Here is a 19074-nt window from a genome sequence, read left to right on the forward strand (position 1 = left end):
CCGGGCGCAGCCCGGGCAGGCCGCCCAAGGCGGAAGTCCCCTTGAGCGCCCTTCTTCCGCCGACTTCTTGGGCGCGCAAGAAGTCGGTCCGCCTGCCGGGGCGGGACCCGGCGATCTATGCCGCCGAAGGCGGCTCCCCTAAAGCGCCCCAGAGGGGCGCGTAAAAGGCCCTCCGACCGCTGGGCGGAAAATCGAAAACCGCCGCGCGGCAAAACGCGCTCGTGATTCTTGCCGCCGAAGGCGGCTCCGCTTAGGGTTCCGGCCCGCAGGGCCGGGTCGCATGGCGACTCCCTACGGGGAATCCAAAGGGGCCTGGGGCCCTCTTTGAATGCGCGTCGCCGCTCTGCGGCGCTCGCCGCAGGCGAGGAGCGCATCTAAAGCCCCGCCGGGTGCAGCGCGGCAAATCGAAAACCGAAGCGCGGCAAATCCAAAACCGCCAGCGGGCGGTAACCCGGAAATCTCTGCCGCATGTAGAGTGAAAACCCCTCAAACTGTCCGTTATATTGTACACTCACCCTATTATAATAAGGATGGAAGGAGGGAAAAAGATGCTGGGAACAATCGTCTGGCTGGCGGGAAGCTACGGGTTTTACCGCTATATGATGGGACAGTGCCGGAAGGCCGCCCGGGAGGGTTACCGCACCGAAAAGCGCTACCTCCAGGCCGTCCGGGAGGACTGAACGAAACACGGGAACAGGACCGCGCACAACACGGAAAGGAGTGTCGGCAATGGCGGATTATCAGATCAGGTGGGTGCAGGGGCACGTGGAAGTGTACGACCGGCTCGGAAGGTTCCAATTCTCGGCCGACACCGAACAGGAGGCGCTTCGGGACCTCGAGGACGGCTGGGCCGCGTGAGCGCCCCGGCGTTTCCCACCGCTCAGGCGCAATGACAAAGCCCGCCGGCTTCGCGGATGCGAAACCGGCGGGCCGTTTTGATGGCGTTTACTGCTCCTGCGGAGGAGTTTCCGGGGCGCCGTTCAGCAGCCGGCGGCACTTCCAGGCGAAGAGCGCGCAGCAGGTGAGTGCGGCGGTGATGTCGGCGATCGGCTCGGCGATGATGACGCCGGTCGTCTGCGGGGTGATGAAATGCGGCAGGATCAGCACGAGCGGAATCAGCAGAATCAGCTTGCGCAGCATGGCGATGAAGATGGAGACCTTCGCCTGGCCGAGCGCGATGAACACCTGCTGGAAGGACATCTGGAAGCCGAAGACCACCATGCCGAGGAAGAAGATGCGCATCAGCCGGGAGGTGAGGGCGATGACGGCGGGGTCGCCGGTAAAGATGCGGATGGGCAGCTGCGGGAAAAAGACCATAATGATCCACAGCAGCATCCCGAAGGTCACGCAGAAGGCGGTCATGTACTTGATCGCCTGCTTGACGCGCCCGTGGTTCCCCGCGCCGTAGTTAAAGCTGATGATCGGCTGGGAGCCCTGCGCGAGGCCCATGATGGGCATCATAAAGAACTGCATGACGCTGCTCATGATGACCATCGCGCCGACGTAGGCGTCGCCGCCGTAATTCTGGAGCGAGGAATTGAAGGTGACCTGCACAAGGCTTTCGGTGCTCTGCATGATGAAGGGGGAAAGCCCGAGCGCCAGCACCGGTCCCGCGACCTTGGGGCTCACGCGGAAGTTGCGCGCCCGCAAACGCAGGTTGGAGCGCTTGGAGGAGATGAACAGGAGCACCCACACCGCGGAGACCGTCTGGGAGAGGATGGTGGCGAGCGCCGCGCCCCGCACGCCCATATCCAGCGCGAAGATGAAGATGGGGTCGAGGACGATGTTGAGCGCCGCGCCGATGCAGACGGTGAGCATGGCGGTCTTGGCAAAGCCCTGCGCCGAGACGAACTGGTTCATCCCCAGCGCGATCTGCACGCTGATCGTGCCGATCAGGTAGATCTCCAGGTAGCTGTCCGCGTAGGGCAGCGTGTCGGGGCTCGCGCCGAAGAGGTTCAGGAGCGGCGTCTTGAAGATCATCAGCACCACGGTCAGCAGGACCGCGACGCCCACGAGCATGGTAAAGCAGTTGCCCATCAGCTCCTCCGCCTTGTCGCGCCTGCCCTCGCCCATCTTGATCGAGGCGAGCGGCGCGCCGCCGTACCCGACCAGCGCCGCGAACGCCGAAATGACCATGATGATCGGGAACGCCAGCCCCACGCCGGTCAGCGCGACCGTGCCGTTCCCGGGCATCCGCCCGATGTACATCCGGTCGACCACGTTGTAAAGTGCGTTGATCACCTGCGCCGCGATCGCCGGCGCGGAAAGCGATAAGATCAGTTTTGGAATGTTTTCATTGGCAAATCGGTAGTCCATATCCTGCTTCATGGCGGACTCCCACTCCCCCTCTGTCGTTCATATTTAAAAGACCATCATAGCGCAAGAATATGAACAAACTGTGTCCTCACTGTGGCCGGGATTGTGAACAAAAGATGACCGGATGCGACGTTGTACCGGCCGGGGACGCGTGTTATAATAAATGCAAAGGGGGCGCTGCCGATGAAATCCTACCGCAAGGAGCTGCATTTCCGCCTGCCCGCCCGGCGCGGGCTCGTCAACATCACGCCGCAGGTTGAGGAGGCGCTGCGGGAGAGCGGGATCAAAGAGGGCCTGCTGCTCGCAAACGCGATGAACATCACGGCAAGCGTCTTCGTCAACGACGATGAAAGCGGGCTGCACCACGACTATGAGGTGTGGCTGGAAAAGCTCGCGCCCGAAAAGCCCTACGCCCAGTACCGCCACAACGGCTGCGAGGACAACGCCGACGCGCACCTCAAGCGGACGGTCATGGGCCGGGAAACGGTCGTGGCCGTGACGGACGGCAGGCTCGATTTCGGGACGTGGGAACAGATCTTCTATTTTGAATTCGACGGCAAACGCGACAAGCGGGTGCTGATCAAGATCATCGGGGAGTGAGGATATGACCGACCTGGAGGCCGTCGAGCGGCGGATTTCCCGCCGCAGCTATCTGGAGACGCCGCTGGAGCCCTTTACCTCGGGCGCGCTGCTCACGCTGGTGGGGGAATACAACCGGCGCGCCGGGCTGCGCGTCGAGCTTGTCCGGGAGGGCGCGGAGGCGTTCCGGGGCTTTCGCCGCAGCTACGGCATGTTCTCGGGCGTGAACAGCTATTTCGCGATGGCGGGCAGGCGCGCGGACCTCTGCCTGCGGGAGAAGGTGGGCTACTGGGGGGAGAAGCTCGTCCTGGAGGCCACCAGGCTCGGGCTCGGCACCTGCTGGGTGGGCGGCACCTTTGACCGGGCGGCCTGCCCCTGCCGCCTGCTCCCCGACGAGGAGCTCGTCTGCGTGATTACGGTCGGGCATGTGTCCGCGGAGCTTGGCGGGAAGGAGCGGTTCATCTACCGGATGGTCCACCGCTCGACCAAGCCGCTGGAGGCGCTCTACGACGCGGGCGGGGAGACGCCGCCCGACTGGTTCGCGGCGGGGATGCGCGCCGTCCGGCGCGCGCCCTCCGCCCTCAACCGGCAGCCGGTCCGCTTTGTCTGGCGGGACGGCGCGGTCAGCGCGTCGGTCCCCGACTACGCCTCCCAGGCGGTCGACCTCGGCATCGCGAAGCTGCATTTCGAGATCGGCGCGGGCGGCGGAAGCTGGAAGCCGGGCAGCGGCGGCGCGTACCTGCGCGGAGGGGAGGCGGGGACGGATGCTCTGTGAATACACGCTCCAGACGGGGCGGCAGGGCTTTAACAACGTGACCGGGCGGGTGTGCGAGGCGGTCGAGGCCTGCGGCGTCACCGACGGGGCCTGCCTCGTCTACTGCCCGCACACGACCGCGGGGATCACCGTCAACGAGAACAGCGATCCCGACGTCGTGTCCGACATGCTGCTCGGGCTTGAGCGGGCCTACCCCGACCGGCCGGAGTTTCGCCACGCGGAGGGCAACTCCGCCGCCCATCTCAGGGCGAGCGCGGTGGGCCCGGGGGTGCTGCTCCCGGTCGAAAACGGGCGGCCGGTGCTCGGCGTGTGGCAGGCGGTCTACTTCTGCGAGTTCGACGGCCCGCGCACCCGGCGGTTCTACGTGAAACTGCTCTGAAAAAAGAACACGGCCCGCCGCGGATGCAGCTGCATCCGCGGCGGGCCTTTCGTTTGCGTTTGATCAGGCGTGGGTTTTGAGGCGCGCGTATTTCTCCCGGGTGGCGATGCCGCCGCGGATGTGGCGCTCCGACTTGTTGCGGTCGAGCACCTCCTTGACCTGCGCGTATACCAGCGGGTTGATCTTTTTGAGCCGGTCGGTTACGTCCTTATGTACCGTCGATTTCGATATATGAAATTCCTTGGCGGTAGCCCGTACGGTGGTATTGTTGTCAATGATATAGTGGGCGAACGTGATCGCGCGCTCCTCCGGCAAACCTTTCAAAGCGAAACCTCCCCTGCGTTCTGTCTACTAATCTATATGCGGCTGTATTTTGTAAAAGAACGCGGGCGTGCGGCGAAAAAGCCGCGTTTTTCCGGGGCAGGCTGCATGAAAATTTGCTTTTCGATCAATAATTCCTTCGGCATGGCGTAAAATAATCCACAGGCGCCGCGCTGACGCGCGCGGCCGGCGGGGAAATTGTGCACGTCACCTAAAAGGGGCCGGATATGTTTAGGTATCCTGCTATTTTTCATCAAATGCTCTTGCACTTTTTTTCCAGAGAGGATATATTGAAAGCGTCAACTGGAAACGTTTCCGGTAGCGTTACCGGAAACGTTTCGGCAAACATTTGCAGCCTATGGTTTGATCCGTACACACAACCGATAACAGGAGGAAACCAGAATGAAAAAATTATTGGCACTGATCCTTGCGATTGCGATGCTCGCCACGCTGGCGGCCTGCGGCTCCACCGGCGGCACCGGCACGCCGAGCACCCCCGCGGCCGACCCCAGCGGCACGACCTCGGGCGACCAGGCCACCCAGCCTGCCGCGGGCGGCGAGCTCTACTACCTCAACTTCAAGCCCGAGATCGCCCCGGTCTATGACGAGATCGCCGCGGCCTACGAGGCGGAGACGGGCGTCAAGCTGCACGTCGTGACCGCCGCGTCGGGCACCTACGAGCAGACCCTCAAATCCGAGATCGCCAAGGCGGACGCCCCCGTCCTCTTCCAGATCAACGGCCCCAAGGGCTACGCCAACTGGAAGGACTACTGCGCCGACCTCTCGGGCACCGAGCTCTACCAGCACCTGACCGATAAGGGCCTGGCCATCACCGACGGCGACAAGGTCGTCGGCATCCCCTACGTGGTCGAGGGCTACGGCATCATCTACAACAACGCGATCATGGAGAAGTATTTCGCCCTCGACGGCGCGAAGGCCAAGTCGATGGATGAGATCCGCAGCTTCCAGAAGCTCAAGGAGGTCGTCGAGGACATGACCGCCAAGAAGGACCAGCTCGGCATCAAGGGCGTCTTCGCCTCCACCTCCCTCAAGCCCGGCGAGGACTGGCGCTGGCAGACCCACCTGGCCAACCTGCCGGTCCACTATGAGTTCGAGGCCAACAACGTCGACCTCTCGACCGACGCCACCAAGGAGATCACCTTCCAGTACAGCGACAACTACAAGAACATCTTCGACCTCTATCTGAACAACTCGACCGTCGATCCCAAGCTGCTCGGCAGCAAGCAGGTTGCCGACTCGATGGCGGAATTCGCGCTCGGACAGTGCGCGATGGTCCAGAACGGCAACTGGGCGTGGAGCCAGATCGCCGAGGTCGAGGGCAACACCGTCAAGGAGGAGGACATCAAGTTTATGCCGATCTACATCGGCGTGGACGGCGAGGAGTCCCAGGGAATCTGCGTCGGCACCGAAAACTTCTTTGCGATCAACAGCCAGGCTCCCGCCGAAAAGCAGAAGCTGGCCGCCGACTTCATCTACTGGCTCTATTCCTCCGACACGGGCAAGGATTTCGTCACCAACAAGCTCGGCTTCATCGCCCCGTTCGACACCTTTGCCGAGGATGAGCGCCCGACCGACCCGCTCGCCAGGGAAGTCAGCGCCTGGATGAGCAAGGAGGGCGTCTCCTCCGTGCCGTGGAGCGCGTTCCTCGTCTTCCCGAGCCAGACCTTCAAAGACGACTTCGGCGCCGCGCTGCTCCAGTATGCGCAGGGCACCAAGACGTGGGACGACGTCAAGACGCTGGTCGTCGACGAGTGGAAGGCTGAAAGCAACCTGTAACAGCGGGCGCTGTCCCATCCGCTGATCTTCCCGCCGTCCCGCACCCCGCGGTGCGGGACGGCATTTGTTATCCGACAGGAGGGGATGTCATGTCAAAAACGCTGAGAAAGTATTTCGCCTTCTTCGCGCTGCCGACGTTCATCGCGTTCGCCATCTCGTTTCTCATCCCGTTCGTGATGGGCGTCTACCTCTCGTTTACCGAGTTTACAACGGTGACCAACACCCAGTGGGTGGGGCTTGCCAACTACGTCAAGGCGTTTACCGGCAGCAGAGACTTCCTCAACGCCCTGTGGTTCACCGTAAAATTCACCGTCGTTTCGGTGATCACCATCAACCTGCTCTCCTTCGCGCTCGCCATGCTGCTCACCCGCGCGATGAAGGGCACCAACCTCTTCCGCACCGTCTTTTTCATGCCCAACCTCATCGGCGGCATCGTGCTCGGCTATATCTGGCAGATCATCATCAACGGCTTTCTGCTCCGCTTCGGGGTGGACATCACCTTCTCGGCCAAATACGGCTTCTGGGGGCTGGTCGTGCTGATGAACTGGCAGCTTGTGGGCTATATGATGGTCATCTACATCGCGGGCATCCAGAACATTTCGGGCGAGCTCACCGAGGCGGCGGCCATCGACGGCGCGTCGGGCTGGCAGTCGCTCATCCACGTCACGATCCCCAACGTGATGCCCTCGATCACCATCTGCACCTTCCTCACCCTCACAAACTCCTTCAAGCTCTTTGACCAGAACTTCGCCCTCACCGGCGGTGCGCCGGCCAAGGAGACCCAGATGCTCGCGCTCGACATCTATAATACCTTCTACGGGCGCGTCGGCTTCGAGGGGGTCGGCCAGGCCAAGGCGACCGTCTTCTTCATCGTCGTCGGCGTGATCGCCTTTACCCAGCTCATGCTCACCCGCCGGAAGGAGGTCGAGAACTGATGGCAGTCAAACGCAGGTTCGCAAACGCGGCCATCTTCATCCTGCTGCTCATCCTCGCGCTGCTGGTGCTTGCGCCCATCCTGGTCGTGCTGATGAACTCCTTCAAGGGGCAGTTCTTCATCTCCGACGCGCCCTTCAAGCTCCCGACCCTCACCGAGACCGCCGACGGCCCCGCCACCTTTGTGGGATTCAAAAACTACCTGAGCGGCATCGAGAAGGCGGGCTTCCTCTCGGCGTTCGGCTACTCCCTCTTCATTACCGTCTTTTCGGTGGGGGCGATCATCCTCTTCACCGCGATGACCGCCTGGTACATCATCCGCTCGAAGGGGAAGTTTTCCGGTGCGCTCTATTACCTCTTCGTCTTCAGCATGATCGTCCCCTTCCAGATGGTCATGTTCCCGATGTCCAAGGTCGCCAACATGCTCCACCTCGATAACCCCGTGGGCATCATCGTCATCTACCTCGGCTTCGGCGCGGGGCTTTCGGTCTTCATGTTCAGCGGCTTCGTCAAATCGATCCCGCTCGAAATCGAGGAGGCCGCGATGATCGACGGCTGCAACCCCCTCCAGACCTTCTTCCTCGTGGTCTTCCCCATCCTCCGGCCCACCGCGATCACCGTCGCGATCCTCAACGCCATGTGGATCTGGAACGACTACCTGCTGCCCTACCTCGTCATCGGCAACAAGTACCGCACCATCCCCATCGCGGTCCAGTATCTGCAGGGCGGCTACGGCTCCCGCGACATGGGCGCGCTGATGGCGGTGCTCGTGCTGTCGATCATCCCGATCATCATCTTCTATCTCATCTGCCAAAAATATATCATCAAGGGCGTTGTCGCGGGCGCGGTAAAGGGGTAGAATAGGAATCAGCGAAACGACGTGTGAAGGGAGGCCGGCGACGTGACGATCAAGGACATTGCCAGGGAATCGGGGTACGCGGTGAGCACCGTCTCCCGCGCGCTCAACGACCACCCCGACGTCAGCGCCGAAACCAAGGCGCGCATCCAGGCGGTCATCGACGCGCATGGCTTTATTCCCAACAACAACGCCAAGCACCTCAAGCAGACGGCCACCAAGAGCATCGCGATCGTCGTGAAGGGCACCTCCAACATGCTCTTCGCCCCTATCGTCGAGCGGATGCAGGACCTCATCAAATCCGCGGGCTACACCGACGTGGTCTACTACCTCGACGAGGATTCGGACGAGGTGCGCCACGCGCTGCTCCTCTGCCGGGAGCAGAAGCCCCTGGGGCTCCTTTTCCTCGGCGGGAACCTCTCCTATTTCCGCGAGAACTTCAGCCGCATCCGCGTCCCCAGCGTGCTCGTCACCAACCCGGGCGGGGCGCTCGGCTTTCCGAACCTGTCGAGCGTGTCGACCGACGACGCGGCCGCGGCGGGCCGCGCGGTCGATTACCTGATCGACCGCGGACACACGAGGATCGGCGTGATCGGCGGAGACGTCGGGCGCTCCTATACGAGCCAGCTCCGCCTCGAGGGGTGCCTGCGCAGCTTCGCGGCGCGCGGGGTCTCCTTCGAGCCGGAAAAGCAGTACGAGAAGGCGCGCTTCGCCTACGCGAGCGCCTACCGCGCGATGGGCCGGCTGCTCGACCGGGCGCCCGGGCTCACCGCCGTCTTCGCGATGAGCGACGTGATGGCCGTGGGCGCCGTCCGCGCCCTCCGCGACCGGGGGCTAGAGGTCCCGCGCGACCTTTCGGTCGTCGGGTTCGACGGCGTGGAGCTGGCGGAATACTACAATCCCAAGCTCGCCACCGTCAAGCAGTCGCAGGAGCGGCTGGCGGTGCGCGGCGTGGAGATCCTCATCAACAGCATCGAGAACGGCGGCGACGCCGTCCACGAGACCGCCCCCTTCGAGCTCATCGAGGGGGAGAGCGTCCGGACGCTCTGACCGGGCGAAAGCAATCCACCAAACGGAGGCGGAACGATTGAACATCCGAAAACAAAAGCCCATGCGCCGCGGCGCGGGCGTCCTGCTGCCGGTGACGAGCCTGCCCTCCCCATACGGGATCGGCACCTTCGGCCGCGCGGCCTACGCGTTCGTCGACTTTCTGCGCGACGCCGGCCAGCGCTACTGGCAGGTGCTGCCGCTCGGGCCGACCAGCTATGGCGACAGCCCCTACCAGAGCTTTTCTGCCTTCGCGGGCAACCCCTATTTCATCGACCTCGACCTGCTCGAGCGGGAGGGGCTGCTGACCGGGGCGGAGATCTCCGCCTGCGGCTGGGGGGACGACCCCGCCGCGGTCGACTACGCCAGGATCTACAGGCACCGCTTCACCGTGCTGCACGCCGCCTTCCGGCGCAGCCGCCACGCGGATACCCCCGCCTACCGGGAGTTCTGCGCGGAAAACGCCGTCTGGCTGGAGGACTACAGCCTCTATATGGCGGTCAAGATGCACTTCGGCGGGCACGAGTGGCTCCGGTGGCCGGAGGACATCCGCATGCGGGAGCCGGAGGCCCTCGCGCGCTGCGCGCGGGAGCTCGCGGAGGAAATCGACTTCTGGAAGTTCTGCCAGTTCAAGTTCTTCGAGCAGTGGCGGGCGCTCAAATCCTACGCCAACGGGCTCGGCGTCGAGATCATCGGGGACATTCCCATCTATGTCGCGCTCGACAGCGCCGACGTGTGGGCGCATCCCGAGCAGTTCCAGCTCGACGGGCAGCGCCGCCCCAGCAGGGTGGCGGGAGTGCCGCCCGACATGTTTTCCTCCGACGGCCAGCTGTGGGGCAACCCGCTCTACGACTGGGAGCGGATGGCGCGGGAGGACTACGCCTGGTGGAAGCTGCGGATGAAGTTCTCCTCCGAGCTCTACGACGTCGTGCGCATCGACCACTTCGTGGGCATCGCCCACTACTATTCGATCCCCGCCGGGGACGACACCGCCAAAAACGGCGTGTGGGTCGACGGACCGGGCGAGGGGCTTATCGCGGCGATCTCCAGCGTCATGGGGGGCAAGCGGGTCATCGCCGAGGACCTGGGCATCGTCATCCCCGAGGTCGGCCGCATGCTCAAACGGAGCGGCTATCCCGGCATGAAGCTCATGCAGTTCGGGTTCGATTCCGGCCCGGACAACGAATACCTCCCCTGCCATTACGACAAAAACGTCGTCGTCTACGGCGGCACCCACGACAACGAGACGCTGGCGGGCTTTTTCGCCCACCAGCCGCGCGGGGTGCTGCGGTTCGCGCGCGCCTACCTGGGCGTGCGCACCAGCCGGGAGATCCCGTGGGCGCTCATCCGCGCGGGCTACGCAAGCAGCGCGGACACCGCCGTCTTCCAGATGCAGGACCTGCTCGGGCTCGGCAACGAGGCCCGCATGAACACCCCCTCGACGATCGGGGAAAACTGGCGCTGGCGGCTCGCCGAGGGGCAGCTCACGTCCGGGACCGCGCGCAAACTCCGGGAGCTCGCCGAGCTCTACGGGCGATAACAGGAGGAACCGTATGGACCGTTTTGAAGAAAAGATCGGCGAGCTTCTGCGGCTCGACTTCGGCGTGACGCCGGACGGGGCGGACGCGAAGCAGCTTTACACGGCGGTGTCGCAGGCCGCGATGGATTTCCTGCGCGACGGCTGGAAAAAGCCCGCGGGCAAAAAGCGCGCCTGCTATTTTTCGGCCGAGTTTCTGATGGGGCGGCTGGTGAACAGCAACCTCATGAACCTCGGCCTGCTCGAAGAAGCGGACCGCTGGCTGAAGGCGCACGGCAGGAGCGTGGCCGACTTCGAGCAGATCGAGGACGACGCGCTCGGCAACGGCGGACTGGGCAGACTCGCGGCCTGCTTCCTCGACTCCGCCGCGACCCACGGCATCCCGCTCGACGGCTACGGCATCCGCTACCGCTACGGGCTCTTCCGCCAGTATTTCGAGGACGGCTTCCAGCGGGAGCGCGCCGACGACTGGCTGCGCTTCGGCGACCCGTGGAGCGTGCGCCGGGAGGAGGACGCGGTCGAGGTGCGCTTCGCCGACCAGACGGTGCGCGCCGTGCCCTACGACATGCCGGTGATCGGCTACGGCGGAAAGACGATCAACACCCTGCGCCTCTGGCAGTCGGAACCTCTCTCCGCCTTCGATTTCGACCTCTTCAACCGCCAGGAGTACGACCGCGCGGTCGCCGAAAAGAACCGCGCCGAGGAGATCTCCTACGTCCTCTACCCCAACGACGACACCGACGCGGGCAAGCGCCTGCGCTTGAAGCAGCAGTATTTCTTCTCCTCCGCGTCGCTCCAGAGCATCCTGCGGGAGTATCTCGGGCGGCACGGGGAGGATTTCTCCGCCTTCGCGGACGAATACGCCGTCCAGCTCAACGACACCCACCCCACCGTATCGATCCCCGAGCTGCTCCGCCTGCTGATGGAGGAGCACGGCCTCTGCTACGACGAGGCGTTCTCCATCGCGCAGCGGGTCTTCGCCTACACCAACCACACGATCATGGCCGAGGCGCTCGAAAAATGGGACGTGGGGCTCTTCCTCTCGGTCATCCCCGAGGTCTACCCCTATGTCGTCATGCTGCAAAACGGCCTCAAGCAGGCCCTCCACAACAAGGGGATCAACGGCGCGGACCAGATCCCCTACTACCTCGTCGACGACGGCCGGATCCACATGGCCCGCATGGCGATCTTCGCCGCCCATTCGACCAACGGCGTCGCGCGCATCCACACCGAGATTCTGAAGGAGACGGCGCTTCGGGAGTGGTACGCCGTCTGGCCCGAGCGGTTCAACAACAAGACGAACGGCATCACCCAGCGCCGCTGGCTCGCGCTCTGCAACCCCGAGCTGTCCGGATTCATCACCGAGCGGATCGGGGACGGCTGGGTCACCGAGCTCGACGAGCTCAAAAAGCTCGCGCCCTATGCGGACGACGAGCGCGCCCGCGAGCGGTTCCTCGCAATCAAGCGGGAGAAAAAATGCCAGCTCGCCGCATATGTGAAGGCGCGCGAGGGGGTGGAGCTGAACCCGGATTTCCTCTTCGACATCCAGGTCAAGCGGCTGCACGAGTATAAGCGCCAGCTCCTCAACGCGTTCTCCATCCTGGACATCTACTTCGCCCTCAAGGACGGGCGGCTCACCGATTTCTATCCGACCGTCTTCCTCTTCGGCGCGAAGGCCGCGCCCGGCTACTACCGCGCCAAGGGGATCATCAAGTATCTGAACGAGATCGCGAAGCGGGTGAACGGCGACCCGGACATGAAGGGCCGCATGCAGGTGGTCTTTGTGCAGAACTACGACGTCTCCTACGCCGAAAAGCTCATCCCCGCCGCCGACGTCTCCGAGCAGATCTCCACCGCCGGCACCGAGGCGAGCGGCACCAGCAACATGAAGTTCATGCTGAACGGCGCCGTCACCCTCGGCACCCTCGACGGCGCGAACATCGAGATCGTCGAACAGGCGGGCGCGGAAAACAACTTCATCTTCGGCGCGACCGTCGATGAGATCGCTTCCGCCGCGTCCACCTACGACCCGAAGGCGCTCTGCCGCGACAACCCCCGCGTCAGGCGGGTGGTGGACACCCTCGTGGACGGTACCTTCTCGGACGGCGGCACCGGCATGTTCCGCGAGCTCTACGACTCGCTCATGACCGGCGCGAGCTGGCACCGCCCCGACCAGTATTACCTGCTGCTCGACTTCGAGAGCTACTGCGACGCCAAGCTGCGCGTCAACCGCGCCTACCGCGACCGCGCTTCCTTCGCCCGCAAATGCCTCCTCAACACCGCCAACGCCGGCAAATTCTCCTCCGACCGCACCATCCGCGAATACGCGCGGGAGATTTGGGGCGTTTGAGTTCGGGGAGACGGAAAAGAAAAGGCCGCCCGCAAGGGCGGCTTTCTTTTTTGCCGCTTTTGAAAAAGCGGCGCAAAACGTTTGACGCAGGCAAAACGCCGCCCATCGGCGAAGGCGCCTCCCGTGAGGCGGGGCCACGGGACGCGGCCGCGGGAAGAATCCGCGGAGGGCCTGAACCAAAAGTTCTTTGTCCGCTTTCTTTCAAGAAAGCGGGAAAAGGAAAAGCCGCCCATGCGGGCGGCCTTTCTTTTTTTACGCCCTCTCGAGGTTCTGCGAGCGGGCGGGGCCGACGCCCACCATTTTGATGGGGCATTCGCACAGACGCTCGAGCTCGGCGATGTAGCGCTTGCAGGAGGCGGGCAGCTCGTCGAAGGAGCGGCAGCCGGAGAGGTCGCCGTCGAAGCCCTCGAGCTCCTCGTAGACGGGCAGGCACTCGGCGAGCTCGTCGATCGTGGGCGGGAAGTCGCGGATGACGGTGCCGTCCGCCTTCCTGTAGGCGGTGCAGACCTTGAGCGGCCCCATGCCCGAGAGGGTGTCGATCTTGTTGATGGCGAGCGCGGTCAGGCCGTTGACGCGGACCGAATGGCGCATGATGACCGCGTCGAACCAGCCGCAGCGGCGGGGCCGTCCGGTGACGGTGCCGAACTCGTGGCCGCGGTTGCGCAGCTCGTCGCCGGTCGCGTCGAGCAGCTCGGTGGGGAAGGGACCCGCGCCCACGCGGGTGGTGTACGCCTTGGCCGCGCCGACGACCTCGTCGATGAGGGTGGGGCCGACGCCGCTGCCGACGCAGACGCCCCCCGAGACGGGGTGGGAGCTGGTGACAAAGGGGTAGGTGCCGAAATCGATGTCGAGCAGGGTGCCCTGCGCGCCCTCGAAGAGCACCTCCTTGTTTTCCCGGACCGCGTTGTAGGCGAGCACCGACACGTCCGCGACATACTGCCGCAGGCGGTCGCCGTAAGCGGTATACTCCTCGATGACCGCGTCGAGGTCGAGCGGTTCGGCGCGGTAGAAGTCGGTGAGCAGGCGGTTTTTGATTTCGCCCGCGAGCCGCGCCTTTTCCGCGAACACCTCCGGGTGCACGAGGTCGTAGATGCGGATTCCCGAACGCTCCGCCTTGTCCATATAGCAGGGGCCGATGCCCTTGTTGGTGGTGCCGATCATCGCGCTGCCGCGCATTTTTTCGCTCAGCCCGTCGAGCAGCAGGTGCCAGGGCATGATGACGTGGGCGCGCGGGTCGATGCGCAGGTTTTTGCAGGAGACGCCGCGCGCCTCCAGCCCGTCGATCTCCCCGAGGATGCCCTTGGGGTTGATGACCACGCCGCTGCCCAGCAGGCAGAGGGTATCCGGATAGAGGATGCCCGAGGGGATGAGCTGCAATTTATAGACCTCGCCGCCGTTCTCCACCGTGTGCCCGGCGTTGTTGCCCCCCTGCGAGCGCACCACGACATCGGCGCGCGAGGCGAGAATATCGATGATTTTTCCCTTGCCCTCGTCGCCCCACTGGACGCCGACAACCACTCTAGCTGGCATCGAAAAGCCCCCATCCTAATATTTTCCAGAAAAAGGATTCTGTTAGACCACTGGTTAGTATAGCAAATTTCGCGCGGAAATGCAATTGCCGCATAAAATTTTGTTTGGTGCAAAAGCTAACTGCGAGATTCTTTGTGAAATGAGGGATTTTTTCATGAAAATGACGCCCGAAGAATACGGCAGGATGGCGAAAAAGGCTTCCCCCGGCTCGCCCTTTCCCAAAAACTGCCTCCTGGCGTTTTTAATCGGCGGGCTGATCTGCACGCTGGGGCAGGTCTGCATCGAGCTCTACCAATACGCGGGGCTGGAGCAGGAGGTCGCCTCGACCGCCGCGTCGGTGACGCTGGTGTTTTTGGCGGTGCTGCTCTCCGGCTTCGGCGTATATGACAACATCGCCAAATATGCCGGCGCGGGCACCCTCGTGCCGATCACCGGCTTTGCGAACGCGGTCGCCTCGCCGGCGCTCGAATTCAAAAGCGAGGGCCTCGTGCTGGGGCTGGGCGCCAAGATGTTCATCATCGCGGGCCCGGTCATCGTCTACGGCACCGCGGCAAGCGTCGTCTACGGCCTGATCATCTACCTGTTCAGGTTATATTAGGAGGGTGTCACATGGCTAAACGCAAGGGAAAATACACGGTGGTCTTCGACGATCCGCCGGGCGTGCGGGAGTCGGCGGCCGTCGGCTCCAAGAAGGAGTCCGAGGGCCCGCTCGCGCAGGCGTTCGACGTGATCAACGAGGACAGCTATTTCGGGGAGAAAACGTGGGAAAAGGCGGAGAGCCGCATGCAGGAGACGGCGATCAACAAGGCGCTTGAAAAAGCGCAGCTCTCCTCGGCGGACATCGACTGCATCTTCGCGGGCGACCTGCTCAATCAGTGCGTCGGCTCCACCTACGGCATCCGCGCGCTGGGCATGCCCTTCATCGGATTGTTCGGCGCCTGCTCGACGATGGCCGAAAGCCTCGCCGTCTCCTCCGTCTTCCTCGAGGCGGGCGCGGTCACGCGGGCGGTCGCCTGCACCTCGTCCCACTTCTGCTCGGCGGAACGGCAGTTCCGCCTGCCGCTCGAATACGGCGGCCAGCGCACCCCCACCGCCCAGTGGACGGCGACCGCCGCCGGCGCCGCCGTCCTGGAAAAGGGCGAGGTCGGGCCGTTCGTCCGGGCCGTGACGATCGGCACGATCGAGGACCTCGGCATCACCGACGCGAACAACATGGGCGCGGCCATGGCTCCCGCCGCCGCCATGACCCTCAAGCACTTCTTTGAGGACACGGGGACCAACCCCTCCAACTACGACCTGATCATCACGGGGGACCTCGGCAAGGTGGGCACCGACCTGCTGCGCGAGCTGACGCTCAAGGACGGCTACGACCTCGAGCACCACCACACCGACTGCGGCCTGATGCTCTACGACCTCGAAAAGCAGGACGTGCACGCGGGCGCGAGCGGCTGCGGATGCAGCGCTTCGGTCATGTGCGGACACATCCTGCCGCTCATCCGCAGGGGAACCCTGAACGAGATCCTGTTCGTCGCGACGGGCGCGCTCATGAGCCCCACCGTCGTGCAGCAGGGGGAGAGCATCGCGTCGATCGCGCACCTCGTCTACCTCTCCTCCAAAAAGACGGGAGGGCGCGTGTAATGGAACTGTTTATGACCCTGCTCAAGGCGTTTCTGGTGGGCGGCGTCCTCTGCGCCATCGGCCAGATCTTCATCGATTACACCAAGCTGACCCCCGCGCGCATCCTCACCGGATATGTGGTCGCGGGCGTGGTGCTCGGCGGAATCGGACTCTATCCCAAGCTGATCGAGTTCGCGGGCGCGGGCGCCTCGGTGCCGCTGCTCGGCTTCGGAAGCCTGCTCGCCAAGGGCGTCAAAAAGGCCATCCAGGCCGACGGGCTGCTCGGCGTGCTGACCGGCGGCCTCACCTCGGCCGCCGCGGGCATCACCGCCGCGCTCTTCTTCTCGCTCATCGTCGCACTGATCTTCAAGCCCAAGGACAAGGGCTGACAAAGGCGCGCCGCAAATTTTGCGGCGCGCCTTTTTGCGGCTTTTGTCCCGGACCCGCGCGGCGCCGGAAAACGGGTTGCGCTCTTTGCCGAAGGGAGATAGAATAGAGGCGGAGGATTCACGCGGATGGATGGGAGGGACGAACATGAAGCGGATCGGAATCCTGATCGCCTGCCTGCTGGCGCTCGCCTGCTGCGCGCCCGCCCCGGCTGAAACCGTCCCGGCCGCCGGGGAAGGCGTGGCGGCGGACCCGTGGGAGATTCCCGCGGACAACCCGATCGACGCGGCGATCCCGGTCCCCCGGGCGGACGGGGATAACGGACCGGAACTCCTCGCGGCGCGGCTCCGGCTGGCGGACGCGTGGCGCGGCGAGATGGTCCACGCCTACCGAACCCTGCGGGAGCTGCTGCCGGACGACCGGGCCGGGGCGCTGATGGAGGCGCAGTATGGGTTTGAAGCCTACCTGCCCGGGGCAGTGGAGGTCTACGCCGCGGCGTACGACCCGCAGCGAGAACCCGGCGAATCCGCGGCGGCCGCCGGCTACGAGGCGGAGCTCTGCCGGCGGCGTGTGGCGGAGCTGGCCGCGCAGGTCCAACGGCTGACGGGCGCGCCCTACGCGTTCCGTTACCCCGGGACGGAGGAGACCGTTTTGAACGCGCGGGGCCTGCCCGTGACCTATACGCGGGAGGACTTCGCCCTCGTCCGGGAGACCAACGACGCGTTGGACCCGGCCGGGCTGGCCCAGAGCCTCAAAAGCTATTACTGGACCGAGGGGGACCGGGGCTTTCTGGGGATCGACGAGACGGCCGGGCGGCTCGAAAATTATTTGGAGATCGTGCTGCGGGAACAGCGGGACCCGGAGAAGGGAATCCCCGGGCTGACGGACGAGGTGGTCTACCGGGCGGCGGTGTCCAACGCGCCGGACATCTACCCGTTTGCATTCGCGCCGTTTCTCGAGATGATCCCGGGCGGCTCCACCCGCTTTTCCAAGGAGCGCATCACGCAGACCGCCAAGCTCCTCTTCGGCTGGGATTGCGAGATCGATTTTGAAAACCTGGGCGACACGGGGAGATACCCCTTCCATCCCTATTTCGGCGTGGCGACGCTGGAGGGCGGCCTCGTCAAGACGGGGGCGACCCCGGTGGTGACGGCGTATGAGGCCGGAGAGGGGTTCTACGAGGCCGACGTCGTTTTCCTGCACTGGGACACGATGGGGGCGGCGGACTATGTCTATAACGATGGGGAAAAACTCGTCGAGCTGACCGAGGAGGAGGCGAGGGAGGCCTGCCGCGGGCTGCTGCCCGTATACCGGGTCCGCGTGAAGCGGGAGCCCTACGACGGCAATCTCCGCAACGAGAGGCTCTATTTCGTTTCCCTGCTCGGGAAGGACGCCTGACCGCCCGGACGCCGCGGGACAGGCGGGGAGGTGGCAATGCGGCCGCCGTTGTGGTAGAATCAGAGACAGAGGGGGGACGCCTGATGAAACGGGAATTTATGGCGCTGCTGTGCGGGCTGCTCGCCTGCGCGGCGCTGCTTGCGGGCTGCGCGGGCCGGGAGGCGCGGGAGACGGAGCCGGCGCCCGGCGCGGGATCCGGCGAGGCGGCTTCGGAGGAGCCCGCCGAGCGCGGGGAACCCGCGGAACCGTCCGACGGACCGGCGGAAGCGCTTTTGGCGGAGATCGGGGCGGTACGGGACGTGATCCGGCCGATCGCGGCGCAGGTGGAGTCGCCCAACGGCTACGCCGAGCCGACCGGCGGGCAGTACCGCGGGATGGTGGACGCGGCGGCGGCGCTCGGCGTGCCGGTGGTATACGAGGATTTTGACATGGAAAACGGGGAACTGGCCGTCTCCTTCTGCGAGGCCGCCGAAGCCGGGCGGGACGGGACGCTCACCATCTATCGGCTCATCGGCTCCATGCTGAATGCGGAAACCTTCCGCAGCGAGGGCGGGGCCGTGACCCTCACGTCCTCCTACTGGGAATACGGCATGGGGACGGACGCCCCGATCACCTCCGAGCCCGCGCGGGCGCTCGACCAGTTCGAGCTCCAGCCGGGCGGGCACCTCGTCTACAGGCTCGAGGAATACCCCGATGCGCAGATGGGCTTCCGGGTGCTGCCGCTCGGGGAGGAGAACCGCGCGCTCGCCCGGAAATACGTCCTGCCGGTGTGCCACACCCGGTTCGGGGTGACCTCCGCCGACTGGGATGAGACCGACCTGTCGTCGATCCACTGGGAGTGGACCTTCGAGGGCCTTTTGATGGCGCGGACGGGCAGGACGATCATGGACGCCTATCCCGAGCCCTACACGCCGGGGACCGAGTACCCCTACGCGGTGCCGGCGGAGGAGGTGGACGGAACGCTGACCGCCCATTTCCCCGTGACGGCGGAGCAGCTCCACCTTCTCTCCGCCTACGACCCGCAGCGGCAGGTGTACGCGTGGCAGGGCTTCTGGGGCGGCACCGACTTCCGCGTGCCGGAGGTGGTTTCCAAAACCGACAACCCGGACGGGAGCTTTACGCTCTTGGTCGACTTTGTCGGCATGGGCTTTTACGAGACGGGGGAGCGCTGCGAGTTGACCGTCCGCGACCGCGCGGACGGCGGCTGGGAGTATCTCTCCAACCGGCACCACCCGGCGCCTGAGGAGTGAGG

The 19074-nt window shown here is 64.6% G+C and carries 20 protein-coding genes; 16 read left to right on the forward strand and 4 right to left on the reverse strand.

Annotation, left to right across the window (positions count from 1 at the left end):
- Nucleotides 1-548 precede the first annotated feature (548 nt).
- Nucleotides 549-680, forward strand: a complete 132-nt coding sequence (locus ACZO3G_RS05970) for a hypothetical protein (protein ID WP_256153209.1) — start codon at nt 549-551, stop codon at nt 678-680.
- Nucleotides 681-729: 49 nt separating this feature from the next.
- Nucleotides 730-858, forward strand: a complete 129-nt coding sequence (locus tag ACZO3G_RS05975; protein ID WP_256153210.1) for a hypothetical protein — start codon at nt 730-732, stop codon at nt 856-858.
- 87 nt (nt 859-945) lie between these two features.
- On the opposite strand, the gene ACZO3G_RS05980 is transcribed toward ACZO3G_RS05975, so the two are convergent.
- Nucleotides 946-2328 (reverse strand): MATE family efflux transporter, encoded by a 1383-nt coding sequence (locus tag ACZO3G_RS05980; protein WP_242970879.1) that lies wholly within the window; start codon nt 2326-2328, stop codon nt 946-948.
- Between the two features lie 171 nt (nt 2329-2499).
- Between ACZO3G_RS05980 and ACZO3G_RS05985 the strand changes: the two genes are divergently transcribed.
- Genes ACZO3G_RS05985 through ACZO3G_RS05995 form a run of 3 tightly spaced genes read left to right on the forward strand, consistent with a single transcriptional unit; the run spans nt 2500 to nt 4049 of the window.
- Nucleotides 2500-2916 carry a secondary thiamine-phosphate synthase enzyme YjbQ gene (locus ACZO3G_RS05985; protein WP_121586714.1) on the forward strand — a complete coding sequence of 139 codons (417 nt, stop codon included), beginning with the start codon at nt 2500-2502 and terminating at the stop codon, nt 2914-2916.
- A 4-nt stretch (nt 2917-2920) separates the two neighbouring features.
- Nucleotides 2921-3670: a nitroreductase family protein gene (locus ACZO3G_RS05990; protein WP_101552844.1), complete on the forward strand. Its 750-nt coding sequence runs from the start codon at nt 2921-2923 to the stop codon at nt 3668-3670.
- A complete protein-coding gene (locus ACZO3G_RS05995; protein ID WP_276872156.1) occupies nt 3660-4049 on the forward strand; it encodes a secondary thiamine-phosphate synthase enzyme YjbQ in 390 nt (129 codons plus the stop codon). Before ACZO3G_RS05990 ends, ACZO3G_RS05995 begins: the two co-directional genes overlap by 11 nt.
- Nucleotides 4050-4112: 63 nt before the next feature.
- Here ACZO3G_RS05995 and ACZO3G_RS06000 read toward each other — a convergent pair whose 3' ends face one another.
- Both ACZO3G_RS06000 and ACZO3G_RS06005 read right to left on the reverse strand, forming a co-directional pair.
- Nucleotides 4113-4373 (reverse strand): sporulation transcriptional regulator SpoIIID, encoded by a 261-nt coding sequence (locus tag ACZO3G_RS06000; RefSeq protein WP_101552840.1) that lies wholly within the window; start codon nt 4371-4373, stop codon nt 4113-4115.
- Nucleotides 4374-4405: 32 nt separating this feature from the next.
- Nucleotides 4406-4624, reverse strand: a complete 219-nt coding sequence (locus tag ACZO3G_RS06005; protein WP_146021732.1) for a hypothetical protein — start codon at nt 4622-4624, stop codon at nt 4406-4408.
- 148 nt (nt 4625-4772) lie between these two features.
- On the opposite strand from ACZO3G_RS06005, the gene ACZO3G_RS06010 reads away from it, so the two are divergent.
- From ACZO3G_RS06010 to ACZO3G_RS06035, 6 genes are all read left to right on the forward strand, one after another.
- The gene (locus ACZO3G_RS06010) at nt 4773-6167 is read left to right on the forward strand and encodes an ABC transporter substrate-binding protein (protein WP_276872157.1); all 1395 of its coding nucleotides are present in this window, start codon (nt 4773-4775) and stop codon (nt 6165-6167) included.
- 89 nt (nt 6168-6256) lie between these two features.
- Nucleotides 6257-7102 carry a carbohydrate ABC transporter permease gene (locus tag ACZO3G_RS06015; RefSeq protein ID WP_101552836.1) on the forward strand — a complete coding sequence of 282 codons (846 nt, stop codon included), beginning with the start codon at nt 6257-6259 and terminating at the stop codon, nt 7100-7102.
- Nucleotides 7102-7959 carry a carbohydrate ABC transporter permease gene (locus tag ACZO3G_RS06020; RefSeq protein WP_276872158.1) on the forward strand — a complete coding sequence of 286 codons (858 nt, stop codon included), beginning with the start codon at nt 7102-7104 and terminating at the stop codon, nt 7957-7959. The genes ACZO3G_RS06015 and ACZO3G_RS06020 overlap by 1 nt, the downstream gene beginning before the upstream one ends.
- Nucleotides 7960-8001: 42 nt before the next feature.
- Entirely contained in the window at nt 8002-9006 is a 1005-nt protein-coding gene (locus ACZO3G_RS06025; protein ID WP_256152789.1) for a LacI family DNA-binding transcriptional regulator, read from the forward strand.
- A 61-nt stretch (nt 9007-9067) separates the two neighbouring features.
- Entirely contained in the window at nt 9068-10543 is a 1476-nt protein-coding gene (malQ, locus tag ACZO3G_RS06030; RefSeq protein ID WP_276872178.1) for a 4-alpha-glucanotransferase, read from the forward strand.
- Nucleotides 10544-10556: 13 nt separating this feature from the next.
- On the forward strand, nt 10557-12890 hold the full coding sequence (locus tag ACZO3G_RS06035) for a glycogen/starch/alpha-glucan phosphorylase (RefSeq protein WP_277138596.1): 2334 nt from the start codon (nt 10557-10559) through the stop codon (nt 12888-12890).
- 252 nt (nt 12891-13142) lie between these two features.
- Here ACZO3G_RS06035 and ACZO3G_RS06040 read toward each other — a convergent pair whose 3' ends face one another.
- Nucleotides 13143-14420, reverse strand: a complete 1278-nt coding sequence (locus ACZO3G_RS06040; RefSeq protein ID WP_101552826.1) for an adenylosuccinate synthase — start codon at nt 14418-14420, stop codon at nt 13143-13145.
- Between the two features lie 154 nt (nt 14421-14574).
- On the opposite strand from ACZO3G_RS06040, the gene spoVAC reads away from it, so the two are divergent.
- From spoVAC to ACZO3G_RS06065, 5 genes are all read left to right on the forward strand, one after another.
- Nucleotides 14575-15018, forward strand: coding sequence for a stage V sporulation protein AC (gene spoVAC, locus ACZO3G_RS06045; RefSeq protein WP_101552825.1), 444 nt, complete (start codon nt 14575-14577; stop codon nt 15016-15018).
- Nucleotides 15019-15029: 11 nt separating this feature from the next.
- Nucleotides 15030-16058, forward strand: a complete 1029-nt coding sequence (gene spoVAD / locus ACZO3G_RS06050) for a stage V sporulation protein AD (RefSeq protein ID WP_101552823.1) — start codon at nt 15030-15032, stop codon at nt 16056-16058.
- An 11-nt stretch (nt 16059-16069) separates the two neighbouring features.
- Complete coding sequence (spoVAE, locus tag ACZO3G_RS06055; protein ID WP_101553288.1) at nt 16070-16426, forward strand: stage V sporulation protein AE; 357 nt, start codon at nt 16070-16072, stop codon at nt 16424-16426.
- Nucleotides 16427-16571: 145 nt separating this feature from the next.
- Nucleotides 16572-17822 carry a hypothetical protein gene (locus tag ACZO3G_RS06060; RefSeq protein WP_276872164.1) on the forward strand — a complete coding sequence of 417 codons (1251 nt, stop codon included), beginning with the start codon at nt 16572-16574 and terminating at the stop codon, nt 17820-17822.
- A gap of 83 nt (nt 17823-17905) precedes the next feature.
- Nucleotides 17906-19072, forward strand: coding sequence for a DUF6070 family protein (locus ACZO3G_RS06065; RefSeq protein WP_276872166.1), 1167 nt, complete (start codon nt 17906-17908; stop codon nt 19070-19072).
- Nucleotides 19073-19074: the final 2 nt, after the last annotated feature.

Source organism: Anaerotruncus sp. (assembly GCF_057433415.1).

Excerpts from the sequence above, each read along its gene's own strand:
- ACZO3G_RS05970 (WP_256153209.1), top strand. The coding sequence starts at position 549 with ATGCTGGGAACAATCGTCTGGCTGGCGGGAAGCTACGGGTTTTACCGC.
- ACZO3G_RS05975 (WP_256153210.1), top strand. The coding sequence starts at position 730 with ATGGCGGATTATCAGATCAGGTGGGTGCAGGGGCACGTGGAAGTGTAC.
- ACZO3G_RS05980 (WP_242970879.1), bottom strand. The coding sequence starts at position 2,328 with ATGAAGCAGGATATGGACTACCGATTTGCCAATGAAAACATTCCAAAA.
- ACZO3G_RS05985 (WP_121586714.1), top strand. The coding sequence starts at position 2,500 with ATGAAATCCTACCGCAAGGAGCTGCATTTCCGCCTGCCCGCCCGGCGC.
- ACZO3G_RS05990 (WP_101552844.1), top strand. The coding sequence starts at position 2,921 with ATGACCGACCTGGAGGCCGTCGAGCGGCGGATTTCCCGCCGCAGCTAT.
- ACZO3G_RS05995 (WP_276872156.1), top strand. The coding sequence starts at position 3,660 with ATGCTCTGTGAATACACGCTCCAGACGGGGCGGCAGGGCTTTAACAAC.
- ACZO3G_RS06005 (WP_146021732.1), bottom strand. The coding sequence starts at position 4,624 with ATGAAAAATAGCAGGATACCTAAACATATCCGGCCCCTTTTAGGTGAC.
- ACZO3G_RS06010 (WP_276872157.1), top strand. The coding sequence starts at position 4,773 with ATGAAAAAATTATTGGCACTGATCCTTGCGATTGCGATGCTCGCCACG.
- ACZO3G_RS06015 (WP_101552836.1), top strand. The coding sequence starts at position 6,257 with ATGTCAAAAACGCTGAGAAAGTATTTCGCCTTCTTCGCGCTGCCGACG.
- ACZO3G_RS06020 (WP_276872158.1), top strand. The coding sequence starts at position 7,102 with ATGGCAGTCAAACGCAGGTTCGCAAACGCGGCCATCTTCATCCTGCTG.
- malQ (WP_276872178.1), top strand. The coding sequence starts at position 9,068 with ATGCGCCGCGGCGCGGGCGTCCTGCTGCCGGTGACGAGCCTGCCCTCC.
- ACZO3G_RS06035 (WP_277138596.1), top strand. The coding sequence starts at position 10,557 with ATGGACCGTTTTGAAGAAAAGATCGGCGAGCTTCTGCGGCTCGACTTC.
- ACZO3G_RS06040 (WP_101552826.1), bottom strand. The coding sequence starts at position 14,420 with ATGCCAGCTAGAGTGGTTGTCGGCGTCCAGTGGGGCGACGAGGGCAAG.
- spoVAC (WP_101552825.1), top strand. The coding sequence starts at position 14,575 with ATGAAAATGACGCCCGAAGAATACGGCAGGATGGCGAAAAAGGCTTCC.
- spoVAD (WP_101552823.1), top strand. The coding sequence starts at position 15,030 with ATGGCTAAACGCAAGGGAAAATACACGGTGGTCTTCGACGATCCGCCG.
- spoVAE (WP_101553288.1), top strand. The coding sequence starts at position 16,070 with ATGACCCTGCTCAAGGCGTTTCTGGTGGGCGGCGTCCTCTGCGCCATC.
- ACZO3G_RS06060 (WP_276872164.1), top strand. The coding sequence starts at position 16,572 with ATGAAGCGGATCGGAATCCTGATCGCCTGCCTGCTGGCGCTCGCCTGC.
- ACZO3G_RS06065 (WP_276872166.1), top strand. The coding sequence starts at position 17,906 with ATGAAACGGGAATTTATGGCGCTGCTGTGCGGGCTGCTCGCCTGCGCG.